At 64.2% G+C, this 15,744-nt stretch carries 11 protein-coding genes; 2 read left to right on the top strand and 9 right to left on the bottom strand.

Features of this window, described 5'->3' with window-relative positions; genetic code table 11:
- The first annotated feature begins 133 nt into the window (after positions 1-133).
- Positions 134-1,435 carry a PhoH family protein gene (locus tag IPM18_03495; protein ID MBK9118655.1) on the top strand — a complete coding sequence of 434 codons (1,302 nt, stop codon included), beginning with the start codon at positions 134-136 and terminating at the stop codon, positions 1,433-1,435.
- A 1,277-nt stretch (positions 1,436-2,712) separates the two neighbouring features.
- Here IPM18_03495 and IPM18_03490 read toward each other — a convergent pair.
- Positions 2,713-3,270, bottom strand: a complete 558-nt coding sequence (locus tag IPM18_03490) for a sugar O-acetyltransferase (GenBank protein ID MBK9118654.1) — start codon at positions 3,268-3,270, stop codon at positions 2,713-2,715.
- A 310-nt stretch (positions 3,271-3,580) separates the two neighbouring features.
- On the opposite strand from IPM18_03490, the gene rnc reads away from it, so the two are divergent.
- A complete protein-coding gene (rnc, locus tag IPM18_03485; protein ID MBK9118653.1) occupies positions 3,581-4,285 on the top strand; it encodes a ribonuclease III in 705 nt (234 codons plus the stop codon).
- 118 nt (positions 4,286-4,403) lie between these two features.
- Here the strand turns inward: rnc and tadA are convergent, their stop codons facing one another.
- From tadA to IPM18_03445, 8 genes are all read right to left on the bottom strand, one after another.
- Positions 4,404-6,083: a Flp pilus assembly complex ATPase component TadA gene (gene tadA, locus IPM18_03480; protein ID MBK9118652.1), complete on the bottom strand. Its 1,680-nt coding sequence runs from the start codon at positions 6,081-6,083 to the stop codon at positions 4,404-4,406.
- Between the two features lie 263 nt (positions 6,084-6,346).
- Complete coding sequence (locus tag IPM18_03475; protein MBK9118651.1) at positions 6,347-7,054, bottom strand: PEP-CTERM sorting domain-containing protein; 708 nt, start codon at positions 7,052-7,054, stop codon at positions 6,347-6,349.
- A gap of 443 nt (positions 7,055-7,497) precedes the next feature.
- The gene (locus tag IPM18_03470) at positions 7,498-8,358 is read right to left on the bottom strand and encodes a carbohydrate ABC transporter permease (protein ID MBK9118650.1); all 861 of its coding nucleotides are present in this window, start codon (positions 8,356-8,358) and stop codon (positions 7,498-7,500) included.
- A 24-nt stretch (positions 8,359-8,382) separates the two neighbouring features.
- Positions 8,383-9,348, bottom strand: coding sequence for a sugar ABC transporter permease (locus tag IPM18_03465; protein MBK9118649.1), 966 nt, complete (start codon positions 9,346-9,348; stop codon positions 8,383-8,385).
- Between the two features lie 1,547 nt (positions 9,349-10,895).
- The gene (locus IPM18_03460; GenBank protein ID MBK9118648.1) at positions 10,896-13,202 is read right to left on the bottom strand and encodes a glycoside hydrolase family 65 protein; all 2,307 of its coding nucleotides are present in this window, start codon (positions 13,200-13,202) and stop codon (positions 10,896-10,898) included.
- 55 nt (positions 13,203-13,257) lie between these two features.
- Complete coding sequence (locus tag IPM18_03455) at positions 13,258-14,523, bottom strand: hypothetical protein (protein MBK9118647.1); 1,266 nt, start codon at positions 14,521-14,523, stop codon at positions 13,258-13,260.
- Entirely contained in the window at positions 14,520-15,257 is a 738-nt protein-coding gene (locus tag IPM18_03450; GenBank protein ID MBK9118646.1) for a L,D-transpeptidase family protein, read from the bottom strand. Before IPM18_03450 ends, IPM18_03455 begins: the two co-directional genes overlap by 4 nt.
- Positions 15,229-15,738, bottom strand: a complete 510-nt coding sequence (locus IPM18_03445) for a hypothetical protein (GenBank protein MBK9118645.1) — start codon at positions 15,736-15,738, stop codon at positions 15,229-15,231. Before IPM18_03445 ends, IPM18_03450 begins: the two co-directional genes overlap by 29 nt.
- Positions 15,739-15,744 lie beyond the last annotated feature (6 nt).

Here is a 15,744-nt window from a genome sequence, read left to right as displayed (position 1 = left end):
AGTCGCATCTACCAAGCTTCAGAGCTTAGCGTGGCAGGCCGCCTGGACCCGTGTGTGCATGCCGACAGTTTGAACCGGCTCCCGGCGAGACGGATTCTTGTAAACCGGGCCTGCGCCGCTACACTGCTGCGGCATGCACAAGTATTACATCCTGGACGCCAACATCCTGATTCACGACCCCTACTCGGTCCTGCAATTTGCCGACAATACGGTCGTGATTCCGGTCGGCGTCCTGGGGGAGCTGGATCGCTTCAAGAAGGAGCCATCCGACCGCGGCTACAGCGCCCGCGCAGTCGTTCGCTTGCTTGATGGCTTGCGCAATGGCCAGAGTCTGGCGACCGGCGTACCGCTGTCGAACGGCGGTCGCCTGCGCGTCTATTGCCAGCCCGAGAAGGTGCTGAGTGGGGTGACCGAGCCGGCCGACCTGGAGATTCTGCATGTCGCACAGCGGGTGCAGGGTGAGGACGCTTTATCGCCGGTCGTAATCGTGACCAAGGACATCAACCTGCGAATTCGGGCGGATGCGGCCGGGCTGCGGGCCGAAGACTACGAGTCTGACCACGTGCAACTCGCGGAGGTGACTGCGACCGATCGTGAGGTGGAAGTTTCGCCCGAGCTGTTTGAGATTTTTCGGCAGACCGGGCGGCTCGAACTGACGACGCCAGAGCTGCGTGCGAATGACTTCGTGTTGTTACGGGCCGCGGGGGTGGAGCGTGCGACGGCGCTCGGCCGTCGGGATCCCGAAGATCCGGCCATCGTTGCACTGCGCGAGGTGTCGGGGGGGCTGTGGGGCATCCGTCCGCGGAACAAGGAACAGTATTACGCGATCGATGCGCTGCTGGACGACCGCATCAGTTTGCTGACGTTGATGGGTAAAGCGGGCACGGGGAAGACTCTGCTGGCGCTCGCGGCGGCCATGCACCTGACGTTCAAGCGGAAACTGTACCGTGGCATCCTGGTATGTCGGCCGGTGGTACCGGTGGGGCGGGATATCGGATATCTGCCCGGTGACCTGACGCGCAAGCTGGAACCCTGGATGAAGCCGGTGACGGACACGATCGAGTTCCTGTTGGACGTGGGGGGAGGTGTGAAGGGCCAGGAAGATGCGGCGGCGCTGTTGAAAGGCGGGATGATCGAGATCCAACCGCTGACGTACATTCGGGGGCGGAGCATTGCCAAACGGTTCGTGATCATCGACGAGGCCCAGAACTTGACACCGCTGGAGATGAAGACGGTGATCACGCGGATTGGTCAGTCGGCAAAGGTCGTGCTGACAGGTGATCCCTGGCAGATCGACAATCCCTACGTGGATCGCAACAGCAATGGGTTTACGTACGTGATCAATCGACTGAACGGTGAAGGTTTGGCGGCGCATGTGCAGTTGCGGAAGGGGGAGCGGAGCGCGCTGGCGGAATTGGCGGCGAACCGGTTGTAGTGGACTCGCGCGGGTGCATTCGTGAGCGTGTACGGGGGTGTTTAGTTCCTGTGGATAAGCTGTCGCGAGCGGATTTTTCGCAGGAATTTTTGCAGTTTTTTCGGGAGGTGAAACATTCGGTACGGTGGCAGGTTGCTGGGGTGTTCCATAGTTGTTGACAGGGTGTGCAAGACGAAATTGTGTTGCCTCCGTTTGGGGAATGTTCTATATTTGTAGATGCGACGAAGAGGTCGCAAAGAACGCTCGGCACCTCAAGCGGTCCTGGGTGGCTGCGGCAGAGTGTGAGAGCCGCTCAAAGCGGGGCGGCGGTCGGCGGTAACGTCCGACGCGTCCCAAGGTGAACCCATAGCCCGGGCGGCGGGCACGCTCGAACAGTCAGGATCGGATCGGTGCAAGAACCCTACGAGGGTGGTCTGGGGCGTGCGTGGGCTTCGGCCTGCGGCGTGGCCGGACACGGCAGAAGCTGAGCGAGACTCCGTGGTGCCGGTGAGCGCGTTGCCGTGAGGCGGGCGTTTCTCCAAGCGCGAGGGAGGAGTCCCGGGCGAAATCCTGGGCCAGGTTTCTGTTGCAACCCCTGGAAGGGAGAAAACCCAAGGGAGCAGCCAGCGGCGCGCGAGTTAAACCCCGTGTCGTCGCCAGGGACTCCGGCGAGGGTGAAAGCCCAGAAGCCGCGACCTGTTGGGCCGGCCTACCGCTTCGGCGGCGGGATAACCGACAGGGGAAACGGCAAGTGGGTTCGGCGGTGGCGGAAACGCTGCGGCTACCTCGCGGGAGGAGGAAGCTCCGAAGGGTGCAATCCCAAGAGCGCCGCCGATACGAAACAAGGTCGGCAGGGCCTTGGAGGGAGTAAACCGTCAAGAGGGTAACCAAACCCTGGAGGCGGAACGTAGCGGGTGGCGGCACCCCCGCGACGAGTGGACCTCCGAGACCTCATGTGCTGAAGGGAACGAAAGCCCACGAGAGGTGTCCGACTGGCTTCGGCCGGCAGGACCAAGTTGCGATGCGAGTGTCTCTGTAGGAGCGTGAAACCCGGTGTGAGTTGGCATCGTCTGCTTCGTGTAGGCGTAGCGTTCGAAGGCGTGAAGTCCGCATGGCCGAGGAAAGGTCCAACGGCGGAGCGGGATTGCAGAACCCATAACTGCGATAGCGTCCTCGAATCAACTTTGAGCGGGTAGCGAACTCCGAGAGGCGGCGGCCGGGCGTTTCGTCCGGTTGGCAGCGTGGTAACTGGCTTCCTCTGAAGGGCGTTCGAGCGTTGGTGGCCTCCCGTCGCTTTTTCATGCGCCCGTATCACGCGGCACGGCGGGGTTTCCATACGCCACGGAACCGGCCGGGATGTTCCGTGAGACGACCGAGCCAGCGCCGATCACGGCACCGCTACCGATCGTGACTCCGGGGAGTATGATCGCGCCACCACCAATCCACACGTCGTCTCCGATCGTAACGGGCCGCCCGCATTCGAGGCCTTGGCGACGTTTGGCAACGTCCAAAGGATGGGTTGCGGCGTAGATCTGCACCGCTGGCCCGCAAAGCACACGGTTGCCGATCGTCACACGGCAGATGTCGAGCACAACACAATTGAAGTTGAAGAAGACCTTTTCGCCCAGCACGATGTTGTCGCCGTAATCGCAGAAAAACGGCGGCTCGACTTCCGGTAAACCGGCGGCCCGCGGTAACAGTTCACGCAGGGTCCGGGCGCGGAGATCCCCTTCGTCCGCCCGGGATTGGTTGAAGGCATTGAGAAGCAGGCGGGCCCGACGGCGCGCCGCGGACAGTTCCGGATCGTTGGCGTCGTAGAGTTCTCCGGTCAGCATCTTCTCGCGTTCAGTCCGCATGATGGGGCCTCTCCTGGGGAGCCGTGCTTGGACACCACGGCGGAATGATAGGCGATTGAGACCCCGGTCGGCTTAAGTTGCCTGGGCGCCCCCGCCCAACGGTTCCGTCTCGCGCTGGGGCGCGGTGGGTCCCGTACGGTCCGGTGTTTTGGATGGAGCCGTCTGCACCAGAGTGGTATACTCGCGTTGCCAAGCTTGCAGCGACCGCTGGTTGTCGCTGCGGCGACTCGGAGCCGGACTGGCCGTGGACGCAAGGCGCCCTGCGGATGGGCGTTTTGCGTCCACGGCTACCCGGTCGGGATCTTCGCCCATGCCCGCGCAGGACATTCTGGACGCTTGCCAGCATCGGATCGGCTACCAGTTCAACAATCTGAATCTCTTGCGACTGGCGCTGCATCATGCCTCGTCGGCGAACCACCGGCGCGACAGCAATGAGCGCATGGAGTTCCTGGGCGATGCCGTGCTGGGGCTGGTAGTCTGCACGACACTGTACGAGCGGCTGCCCGAAGCTCTCGAAGGCGACATGACGAAGATCAAGTCGGCGGTGGTCTCACGGAGAACCTGCGCGCAGGTGGCGCGCGAAGTGGGCCTGACGGACGGCTTAGTCGTGGGGCAGGGGATGGACCACGGGGAGCACCTCCCCAGTTCGCTCGCGGCGGGCACGCTCGAAGCCATCATAGCGGCCATTTACCTCGATGGCGGGCTGGAAGCGGCGCGTCAGTTCGTGCTTACGCACATGGACGGTGCCATCCGCCAGGCGACCGCTTCGCAGCACCAGTTCAACTTCAAATCACAATTGCAGCAGTGGGCGCAGCGCGAGCACAGCGCCACGCCGTCTTACGAGTTGCTGGATGAAAAGGGGCCGGACCATTCGAAGTGCTTCGAGGTGGCGGTGACGATTGCGGGAAGGCAGTTTCCGAGCGCCTGGGGGCCCAACAAAAAGGATGCCGAGCAGAAAGCGGCACGGCTGGCGCTGGTCGAGGTGGGTGAGTTGCCGGAGGAGAACTGGGACTAGCAGTCCGCCGCAACAGCAGCGTCAACCCTCCGCGGCCTCAAGTAGCAGCCCGAATCCGCCTTGGAGTTCCATGTCCACAACAGGGGGGCGGATGTAAAGTACCTCTTGTGGCGGTTTGCTATGCTTTCGTCACGCGCAGGACCTCGCGCGGCGTAGTGATACCTTCGCGGCAAAGCCGCCAGCCCTCGCTGCGCATCTGCACCAGGCCGGCTCGCAGCGCAACTTCCAGCAACTGAGACGCCGAAGCCCGCTGCAACACCAGCTCCCGCAGCGCATCGTTCATGACGAACAACTCGTACAGCGCGCGGCGCCCTGCGAAACCCGTGTTGCGACACGACTTGCAGCCCCGACCGCGCCACAGCGGCTCACTCGGCTGATGCTGGAAATCGGCGGGCAGCACGGTCGCCTTGTCCGGCTCGTACTGCTCCTTGCAGTGCTTGCAGATGGTGCGTACGAGGCGCTGCGCCAGCACGGCCTCGACGGAGCTGGAAACGAGGAAGGGCTCTACGCCCATGTCGAGCAGGCGCGTCGTCGCGGTGATGGCATCGTTCGTGTGCAGCGTGCTGAAGACCAGGTGGCCGGTGAGCGAAGCGTTGATGGCGACTTCGGCCGTCTCCTTGTCACGAATTTCACCGACCAGGATGACATCGGGGTCGTGGCGCAGAAAGCTGCGCAGTGCGCGGGCGAAGGTCAACCCGATCTTGGGGAGGATCTGTGTCTGGTTAATGCCATCGAGGTAGTACTCGATCGGGTCTTCGATGGTGAGAATCTTGAGCTCGGGGGACACGATCTCGCGGAGGGCGGCATACAGCGTCGTGGTTTTACCCGAGCCCGTCGGCCCGGTGACGAGCAGGATCCCGTGCGGGCGCGTGATCAGTTCGCGGAAAGTCGCGGCGGTGTCGCCCTCCATGCCGAGCGACGTGAGGTCGAGCTTGACGGATGAGCGGTCGAGGATACGCAGCACAATGCCTTCGCCGAAAGCCATGTTCACGATCGACACCCGCAGGTCGATCTCGCGCCCATGGGCCTTGATCTTGAAGCCGCCATCCTGTGGCAGACGACGCTCGGCGATATTGAGGTTGGAGAGAATCTTGATGCGGCTGACGATGGCGTTGCGGAAGCGGTGAATCTCCGGGGGCACGTTAGCGATCTGCAGGACGCCGTCGATACGGTAGCGCACCTGGAAGTCGTTCTCAAACGGCTCGAAGTGGATGTCACTGGCCCGCTGGACGATGGCCTCGACGAGAATCTCGTTCACCAGCTTGATGACCGAGGCCTCCTGGGCCATCTGGATGTCGATGTCCTCGGAATCGAGGCGGTTCTCGTCGACGATCTCGAGCTCGCCTTGCTCCTTCACCATCTCGTTCAGCACGTCGCCGCCGACACCGTAGAAGGCGCGGATCATCTTGAGAATTTCGGTGCGCGCGGCCAGTACCGGCTCCACCGGCATGTTGATGCAGGTGCGCACTTCGTCGAGAGCGTACATGTTGTACGGGTCTGAAGTGGCGACCCGGACGCCGTTGCCGTTGCGCCCGATCGGCATCAGGCCGTATTTGTGCACAAGTCGGCTGGGAATGAGCTTGAGCAGTTCCCGATCGATGTCCTCCTCGCGCAGGTCGACGACCGGGAGCATGAGCTGGTCGGCGTAGACTTGCAGCAGATCGTCCTCGCTGACGAGGGATTCACGCAGCAGGAGCTGGTCGATCCGCTCGGCCGGCGAATGGCGTCGGGTGGCGAGTTGATCAAGTTGCTCGCGCGTGATGAGGCCGCGTGCGATAAGGGCTTCGCCAATGGGCATGTGTATGGCCTAAGTCATTGTTGCCAAGCGGTTTGCGAATCAGTGGGCGGAAGCGGACAGACCGCTCCCCCTGCTTTGTACCCGCCACGGCGGTCCGGGTTGCAGGAAGCGCAGGGGAAGGCGGAAGTCACCGACCCTTTGGCGAATTCATGCGGGAGATTCGGGTGCAACGCAGCGGGCCCGCACACCCTCGGAAGGGGGCGGGCCCGTGCGGAGAATTCGCGGTTGGCCACGACCGGAGCACCGGCCGGGGGACCTGGCGCTTAGCGGCGGCGGATGAAGGCCGCAACTCCGAGTGCGAGCAGCGCGAAGGCGGTCGGCTCAGGCGTCACGACCAGGTTGACGAAGTCAGACTGATCCTGACCCTGGCCGGCCCAGTTGGTGCCGTAGAAGCGGATACGGTTGACCTTGGTCGGGTCAAAGCCGGCGCCGCTGCTGTTGGTCGTCGTGCCACCATCGAGGTCGACAACGACCTGGTTCCAGTTGTTCCAGTCGCCGAAGGGGAAGCTGCTGGCGTTCGGACCGTAGACGATGCCATAATCACGGAAACCGGTCAGCACGGTGTAGTTGCCGTTCACATCGAGATCGTAGCTGTAAACCCGCAGGAAGATGTTGACGTCGCCGTACGGGTCACCCGTGTTGTACTCCCAGGCCCGGGAGTCGACCTTCAACTGGGCACCGGTGATGTCGATGTTGCCGGCGCCAGCCAGTTGCGTGTCGACATACATGTACCACCAGCCGCCACCGTTCTTGGTAAAGCGGGCGAAGCCGTCCGACTTGTCCGGGGGGGCGCCGCCTTCGAAGGTCAGCGTGCCACTGGCAAAAGCGGCATAGATGGCATCGCCGTTGGGCGACTGGTCGGTGTACAGGGTCGGGTGCGTGATCTGCTGATCGAGGGTGATTTCGAGGCGATTGTCAGCCATCACGAGCGTTGCGGCTGACAGTACTGCGAGCACTGCAAGCTTCTTCATGATCTCTCCTCCGAGGTGCCCGGCTCAATAACCGGGTTGGGAAAGGGGCGCGGCTCCATCAGCCGCAAGACGAAACAATGGTTACCACAACAAGGCCACGCGTGTGAGCGACATGGATGAAACGTTACACGCGGTGCTTTCTTTCTTATACCCTATTCAGGGTACATCGCCGACCCCCGGCGTGTCAATTCGATCGTTCAGGTTTCGGATGTCGGGGGATGATTTTCTCGCTGTTCCTATATTACTGCTATTACAACAGTTGCAAAGAAGTCGCCATCGGACTGATACGGGGACCTTGACCCACGGAAGACCGGCGATCGGAGCCGATGAGGGCACGTCTGATATCGAAACCCGTAAGCTGTTCGTCGCTACGTTTCGACTTTGAACCGCCCGCGTTGATTGGACCCTTCGTAATCGCGCCCGGAATAGGGGGTGACCCCACATCAACCTTTGACTGCTCCGAGGTTCAACCCGCGGACGAATTGCCGCTGGGCCGCGAAGAACAGCAGGATGCAGGGAATCATCGTAACCAGGGCGGCGGCCATGAGCAGGTTGACGTCGCGGACGGTTCCGTACTGGTCTCGGAAGCTGTTGAGCGCGACGGCCAGCGTGTGGCTCTCCTCATCATGCAGGTAGAGCAGGGGGTGGAGGAAGTCGTTCCACGTTCCGATGAATGTAAACACCGCCGTGATCGCGATCACGGGGCGGCACATGGGGAGCATGATCCGGGCCCAGATGGTGAGGTGCCCCGCGCCGTCGATGCGCGCGGCGTCGAGCAGGTCTTCGGGTATCTGTGCGAAGAACTGGCGGAACATGAAGATGAAGAAGGGCGTGCCGAAGAACGCCGGTACGACCAGCGGGAGGATCGTGTTAATCCAGCCGAGGTGCCGGAAAAGGATGAAAAGCGGGATCATGGTGACCTGAGCCGGCAGCATCATCGTTGCGAGCATCAGAATGAAGAGCGGTTGGCGGCCGCGGAAGCGCAGCCGGGCGAAGCCATAGCCGACCAGACTGCAGGAGAGGATCTGACCGACGACGCAAAGGGTGGTGACGACGATTGTGTTGGCCAGCGCATCCCGGAAACCGTGCCACGGACGACTGCCCATCTGACGCAGCGCCTCGGGATAGTTCGTCACCTGCGGTTGCGAGAAGGCGGCCAGGAAGCCCTGTGGCGAAGTCGCGGCCCGCTCGGCCAGTTCGGTGGGCAACAGACTAACGCCCAGCATCCACACCAGCGGGAACAGCAGCACACCCGCACCGAGCGAGAGCAGGAAGTAGGTCAGGGCTGATTGGAAGGTACGCATCTTCGGGCTCGCGTGGGTACGTCCTCAGGTCCGCAGCGCCTCGTAATAGACAAATCGACGGCTGCCGCGCATCACGAGCAGGGTGAGTGCGAGAATGATGAGCAGCAACAGCCACGCCAGGGCGGAGGCGTAGCCCATTTCGTGGTACTGAAACGCCTGGTTGTAGAGGTACAGCACGTAGAACATCGTGTGATTCTGTGGACCCCCGCGCGTCATCACATAGGCCTGGGTGAAGACCTGGAACGAGCCGATGATCGCCATGATGCCGTTGAAGAAAATCACCGGGCTGAGCATCGGCAGGGTGACGTTCCAGAAGCGTCGGGCGGGTGAAGCCCCGTCGATCTCGGCCGCCTCGTACAGGGTCCGCGGGATGCCTGTCAGCCCGGCAAGGTAGATCATCATGCTGCCGCCCACGACCCACAGATGCATCAGGGCGAACGCCGGTGGGCCAAACCACGCCGCATCGCGGTTGAGCCAGTCCGGGGGGCGCAGCTCGACGGTCCCAAGGAGGGGTTGCAGCAGCCAACCGACGACAGCGAACAGGGGTTCCAACAAGGCGTTCAACAGGCCGTGCTGGCCGTCAAACACCCAGCGCCAGAGCACCGCCACCCCGACGCCGGCAAGGACACTCGGCAGGTACCAGGCGCTGCGGTAGAAGCCGATGCCACGCACCTCGCTGTTCATCAGCAGTGCAGCACCGAGCGCGACGAGCTGTCCGCCCGGAACCGCGAGCAGGACGTAGAAGCCGGTGACGCGGAGCGATTTTCGGAAAACCTCATCGTGAAACAGCAACTCGCGGAAGTTCTGCAGCCCGACCCATTCGGCTGATCCCAGCGGCAGTACACCGGTCCAGCGGCTGAACGCCAGCAGCAGCGAAAGACCGATCGGGAACGCCGTGAGGAGTGCGAAGCCAAGCAGCCAGGGACTGATGAAGCCCAGCCGGCGCGCTCTTCGAGCCGGGCGCGCGGTCCAGGGCGACCGCGCTGCCAGCACCACACCCCGTAGGTCAGCAGGGCGGTACCTGACAGCGCCAGGGCAGTGAGGATCGCGCGCCAAGGCACCGGCGCGTGTGCCCCGCTCCGCAGGGGCGAACCATCGAGCCGTTGCCAGATGCGTTCGACGGCGGCCATCATTGCAGGGACCGGCTCCCCCGACCGGTAGGCCCCTTCGAGGTACGTCATCAACTCGGCCTGGTAGCGGCTATCGAGCGGCCAGTTGGGCAGTTGTGCCGCGGGAATCATGTTGAGGTAGGCGGCGTTGTTGCGCGGCGGCCGCGGATCGTCAAGAAAAACCGGGGCTGTGGCGACAGGGCGCAGCGCGGGGACGCCGAGACCGGTACGGGCCTGGTGCGTGGCGCCGACCGGACCGGTAAGGTGCTGGAGCAGCAGCCAGGCGGCTTCCGGGTGCCGGCAGGAACGCGCCATGGACCAGGAAGTAGTCAGAATGACGTTCGCTTCCTGCGTCCCGCGCGGGAGAGGGGCGAAATCCCAGTCGAATCCGAGGGTTTGCCGGTAGCGTGCGACGACCCAGCGGCCGAGGGGCCCGATCATGCCGACACGACCGGCCTGAAACAGGTCGCTGCCAAGCTGGACCTGACTGCGGGCGTCGGTGAGGGCGCGCTGCTCGGCAAAGCGCCAGCGATGGATACGCTCGAGCGCTGCGAGTACGGGGGGTTCGGTCAAATGATAGCTGCGGAAATCGGGAGTGGCGAAGTCCAGTCCAAAGGAGCGGAGGTAGACCTGCATCATGGCGGGCCAGGTCACGAACTCGGCGCCGTAGCAGGGCTGGCCGGCGTCATCGGTGAGTTGCCCGAGGGCCCGTGCTGCCGTAGCGAATTGTTCCCACGTCCACCCGGGGGCCGGCTCCGGCAATCCGGCGCGGCGGAACAGGTCGCGGTTGTAGTAAATGCCGATCGTCGTGAAGGAAATCGGCAGACCGTAAAGTGGTCCGGTGCCTACCTGCGTCCCGTCATATCGAAAGCAGTCCAGGACCTGCGGGTAGAAATCATCGAGGTTGAGCGCGGCACGGCCGGCGATGTGGTCCGCGTTCGCAAGGTCGTCGAGCGTCCGCAGGAGGGCGCGCCCCGCATAGAATGCGAGGTTCTCACTACCCAGGTAGAACAGGTCGGGTGGTGTGCCCGCGGCCATCATGGTCTTGAGTTTCTGGTCGTGGTAAATCCCGGCCGGTATGCGGCGGACGCGGATGTGGGGGTGCTGTTGCTCAAACTCGGCGACCAGCGCAGCGATGATGGCGCCCTCGTCCTTGTCGCCCCAGTGCATGATGGTGAGTTCCACCTGTATGGCGCCGTGCGCCAAACGCTGCACGAGGCGCCCCCCGACGTGGGTGAAAGCCCAGAGAATGGCGAGGCCGGCGGAGCACACGAGGGCCGCACGGAGTACCTGCGGCAGGAACCGCGTGATGAGGCGCACTGCTGCGTGCATGGGCCGCGTATGCATGGCACTCCAACCCCAGCCGGATACCTGGGCAAGCTACGACGGGCCCTGCCCAGCGCCGAGTCCGGCCGGCACCGCCACCGCTCAACGCTGCGGCGGTAAGGGGAACGTCCGGGTCTCGCCGGGACGCAGTTCGGCGGTGGTGCCGCCGAGCCAGGCATCCAGCGGTTGGGTGCCGCCGTGCGCGATCGTGACGGAGTCGTGGGTGACCGTCAGTCGCAGCGGCTGGCCGGCCCACACCAGTGGGAACCGCAGCGCCCGCCACGCCGCGGGTAGACGGGGGTCCACGTGCAGTACCTCGGACTGCAGCGTCGTCCGGACGCCCGCGAACCCGAAGACCGCCACCTGCCAATTGGCACCGGCGCAGGCCGCGTGGATGCCCTCGGCGGCTTCACCGGGTTCGAGGTCGAGGCCGACGGACTCGCGCCAGAAGCGCCAGGCCTCGTCCGCCTTACCGAGCCAGGCGGCGACGATTGCATGCATCGACTTGCTGAGACTCGAGTCGTGCGATGTCAGCGGCTCGTAGGTTTCGAACGCGGTGCGCATCTGGGCCGGGGTGTACTCATGCGGAAAGAGGGCCAGCAACTGCACGACGTCGGCCTGCTTGAGCACCTGGCTGCGGTAGAGGCGCTCCTGGCTGACAACTGCACCGATGCGCTGCCGTCGGTCCGGCCAGACGCGCGCGAAGTCGAGGGGCTCATAGTCGAAGAAGTCTTCGGATTGCAGGATCAATTGGCGTTGTGCATCGTACGGCACGGGTAGTCCGGCGGCGATGCGCAACCACTCCGCGGGTTCGGTGGGGTTCAGCCGGAGCGCTGCCGCGAGCGCCTCTGCCGCCGGCGTATCCTGCTGCCGCAGCTCGTCCCAACTGGTGCGCGCCAAGCTGAGTGCAAGCTGCACGAGGCAGTTCGTATAGGCGTTGTTGCGGCTGAAGGGCGTGTATTCGTCCGGTCCCATCACCATCAACAGTTCATAGGCGTGGTCCCCGCGTGGCGCGACGCGCTGGGTCCAGTAGCGCGCCGTCTCGGTCAAGACCTCGACCGTATCACGCAGGAACCGCAGGTCATGGGGGTTTACCAGGTGCGCGTGCCATAGCCCGTAGGCCACGTCGGCCGTCACGTGAATCTCGTGATCCGCATACTGCCAGTTCGGGCAGTGGTCGTCACCGCTGGGGGCGCTCTCCCAGGCATAACGAGCGCCGGGGTAGCCGTACCGCGCTGCGTTCCGCCGGGCGCCCGGCAGCGAGGCAATGCGGAACGCCGCGAGCGTTTTGCCGACGGCCGGTCGGGTGTACAGGAACAGCGGAAGCATGAAGAGTTCCGTGTCCCAGAAGAAACGTCCGCAGTAGGCCTCCCCGGCCGCGGCCTTGGCGTCGATGGCGACGCGCGGATCATCTTCGGACACGGCCCGCAACATGTGGTAGAGCGAGACGCGCAGCGCGAGCTGGCTATTGTCGTCGCCGTCGATCTCGACATCCGTCGCGAGCCAGCGCTGTGCCCAGACCGCGTCGGATTCCGCAGCGAGCCGCTCGTAGCCGGTGGACGCCGCGTCCCACACGTGACGCCGCGCACTGTCGAGAGGCGAGCCGGTCACATGGTGCGACGAGGTCATTGCGGCGTACTTGTGCAGTGTCAGCGTCTGGCCGGCTTCCAGCGTCGTGGCTCCGCACGAAGCCACCCAGCGCGGCTGGGTCCGAATGTCGATGGGGACGCCGTGGTCACAAGTCAACACGGCGGCCGCCGCGACGTCGATGCCCGAGTTGGTGTGCACGCACAGCGTCACCGGGTCATGTTCGCCCGTCACGTCGACGGAGGTGAAGTGGTCGAAGCCGTTGGTCCGTACCTCCGCGTCGAGTGGGGCGAGGAACCGCAGTTCCGCCGCCGGTCCGCCGAGGTGCTCCACGCGGCAGTGCAGGGCCATGACGTGCCGCCGCGCCGCGCTGACAAAGCGCTCGAATCGCACGCGCAGCAGTGCGCCGGTATGCGTTTTCCACGTAAAGGTGCGCTCCAGTCGCCCGGTGCGCAGGTCCAGTCGGCGCCGATAGTCGTGGATATTCGGGCTCTCCATGTCGAGTCGCTCGCCCGACGTGTACAGCAGCAGGCCGTGGATCGCAGGCAGGTTGATGAGTTGGTCGCGACACGTGGGATGCAACCCGGTGACGCCCGGCAGGTAGGTGCCGACGCGGCTCTTGAAATCGGGAAATTCCTCCACCGTCACATTGCCCATGATGCGCAGGTACTCGACGTCCTGCGGATCATCGGTCAGCCCCTCCTCCAGCGCCGCCCGCTGCTGCAGCGGACCGCTGCCCAGGGCCAGCAGACCTTCGAAGTGCCGATTGAAGGCCACGTGGAAAGGGGATTCGACAATCGACCAGGTATCCGCTGCTGTCACACGCTGCTCCTGTAGTGGCCCCGGCGGCCACACCGCGATGGGGGGGTGGCGGGGCTTACGCGGGTAGAGCCAGGCCGATCAGGCGCCGGCCCAACTCACCGAGAACGCGCGTGCCCGCGTACTGAAAATCCGCGAACACGACGATCGTCGCCGCCTGATAGTGCATGGTGAGCAGCCAGCAGGCGACTGTCCAGACCCGTCCGCGTGGTGCCCGCGGACCCAGTCGTGCGCGCAGGTGGTCCCAGCCGCGCTGTACGCTCAGCGCCGCACCCTGCGACAATCCCCACCACACGAACGACCAGGCGGCGCCATGCCAAAGGCCGCAGTAGCCGAATACGAGTACGTAGTTCAAAGTTACATGCTGGCGGTTTCCGCCGAGCGGGATGTACAGGTAAGTGCGCAGCCAGTTGCCGACCGTCAGGTTCCAGCGTCGCCAGAAATCCCGGACGGACGTCGCCAGCGGCAGCCGGTTGAAGTTGTCGGGCACCGGAATTCCGATGATGTTTGCCACAATCTGGGCGAGTTGGTTATAGGTCCACAAGAGCAGGTAGACTTGCAGCGGAATGAGGTAAAACACCAGCAGCAGCCGGTCCGTGGGCAAGGGAGTGGCGTCTGCCAGGAAGTCGCCATAGCTGCGCACGATGCGATCGAGCTGATTGCCCGTGAAACCCAGCCCGGCACCGCCCAGCAGCAGCCAGCCCAGCCGTGGCCAGACAGAACGCCACGCGACCGGTACCGACGGTTGCCACCGTGCGAGCGCCGGTGCGAATTCGTGCCGTAGTACGAACGGTGCTAGCCGCAAGCCGGGCGGGTACAGCAGCCAGCAGGACGTCGCCGACCAATCCCCGCCAGCGCGCGGATCCTCGGCCAATTCATGCCCCCAAGCGATCAGCCGCAGCAGCAGGTAGCCGAAACCAGCACTGTGCAGGGCGGCCATCGGAGACGGATACCAGAACTGTCGACCGTGCCACCACAGCGGCAGTGCCAACAGATGGAGTCCGATCCAGACGCTCGCCAGCATACCTCGACGGCTGATTCGTCCGGCGTGGCGCGTGGCGGCCAGTGCTTGCAGCCACGCGACTCCCACCGCGAGCCACGCCATCAGCACAAGGGTAGCCAGCGGTCCCTGGGTGGCGAGCAGCCAGAGCACAGCGGCCGACAATAAGGCCGCGTGTGGCGCACGGCGTGCGGCCAAGCGCACCAGCGGCGCGAGCGGCAGAAAAAGCAACAACCCACCCGGACCAGCCAGTGCCTGCCAAGGTGTGAGCGGGCCGCCGGTCAATGGATTGAACAGCGGCCCCGGCAGCCAATCCGTGCTCACGGAACGATGGTCACCTTCGACTTGCCGGGCACAAGCAGGTCGTAGACGAATTCGACCTCCTCGTTATGCATGCGAACGCAGCCCAGCGAAACTGCTTTCCCGATCGAGTCCGGCTCAATCGTGCCGTGAATGCCGTAGCCCTCCTGCCCGACGGCCGCGCCTTCGACGCCCTGCAACCCAATCCAACGCGTGCCCAGCGGATTTTCGGGATCGTTGGGACCGCGAACACGCTTGTCGGTCGCGGAGGCCGGGGGATAGTAAGTGGGACGCGGCAGGCGATCGCGAACTACCCAGACGCCGGTGGGTGTGCCGGTGGAGCCCAGGCCGACGCGGTAACTCCGCACATAGACATCACCGAGGTACAGGTCCATGCGAAACTGTGAAACTGAAATGCGGGCATGAAACGGCCCCTTGGGGACCTTGATGCGCTGGCCCGCCCGGATGCGCGTCGCATCGCGGATGCCGTTGATTCGCATGATGATTTCATAAGGGACATCGAAGCGCCGGCCGATATGCACCAGGGCATCGCCCGACTGAATCGTATAGCTTTCAACCAGCGGGTCACCCTGAAACGGACGCGGACCGAAGATGGTTTCGTCGGCGATGCGTTTGAGCAGGGCCCGCGACTCCTCGGCTTCGGCCTGGGGAAGCTGGCCGGCGAACACGCGCATCAACTCCGTGCGGGCCTCGATCAGTTTTCCATTTTCAATCCATCCACGGGCGGTCTCGATCACTCGATTGCCCGAGCGGATTTCCGTAGGGGTACGGTCGCTGGGTGGAGTCTGAGGTTCCGGCGGCTGTGATTTCCGGGGTAGGTTGCGAATCTGCGGCCGTGCTCACGCTTCCGGGTTCGTCGCCTTCCTCGTCATCGCGCTCGTAGCGGAAGGAGTCCGCGAGCGGTCGCGGTCCGGCCGGGACGTCGGCGCTGGCGCCGGCGGGAATGAGGATTTCGTCCGGTGGTGGGGGGGTGGGAATCGGGTGCGGCGTGCGGTTGGTGCTTGCTCCGGCGACTGCGGGGGCGGAGCGCTGCGGCTCGGCGGCAGTGCCGTCAGCCAGTGCCGAAGATTCCTCCTCGGGCACCACGGATTCCCCCGTTTCGCGTGGCCAGAAGTACCAGGCGCCGGCGCAGACGAGCAACGCGGCCAGTGTGGCGCCTCCGGCATACCAATGCCTGGGCCGCTTGTGGCGTTTGGGTGTCTTGCGGGTGTTGATCACGTGCCA

The organism is Phycisphaerales bacterium (assembly GCA_016716475.1).
GTDB lineage: Bacteria > Planctomycetota > Phycisphaerae > UBA1845 > Fen-1342 > JADJWG01.
This window is presented reverse-complemented; position numbering and strand designations above follow the sequence as displayed.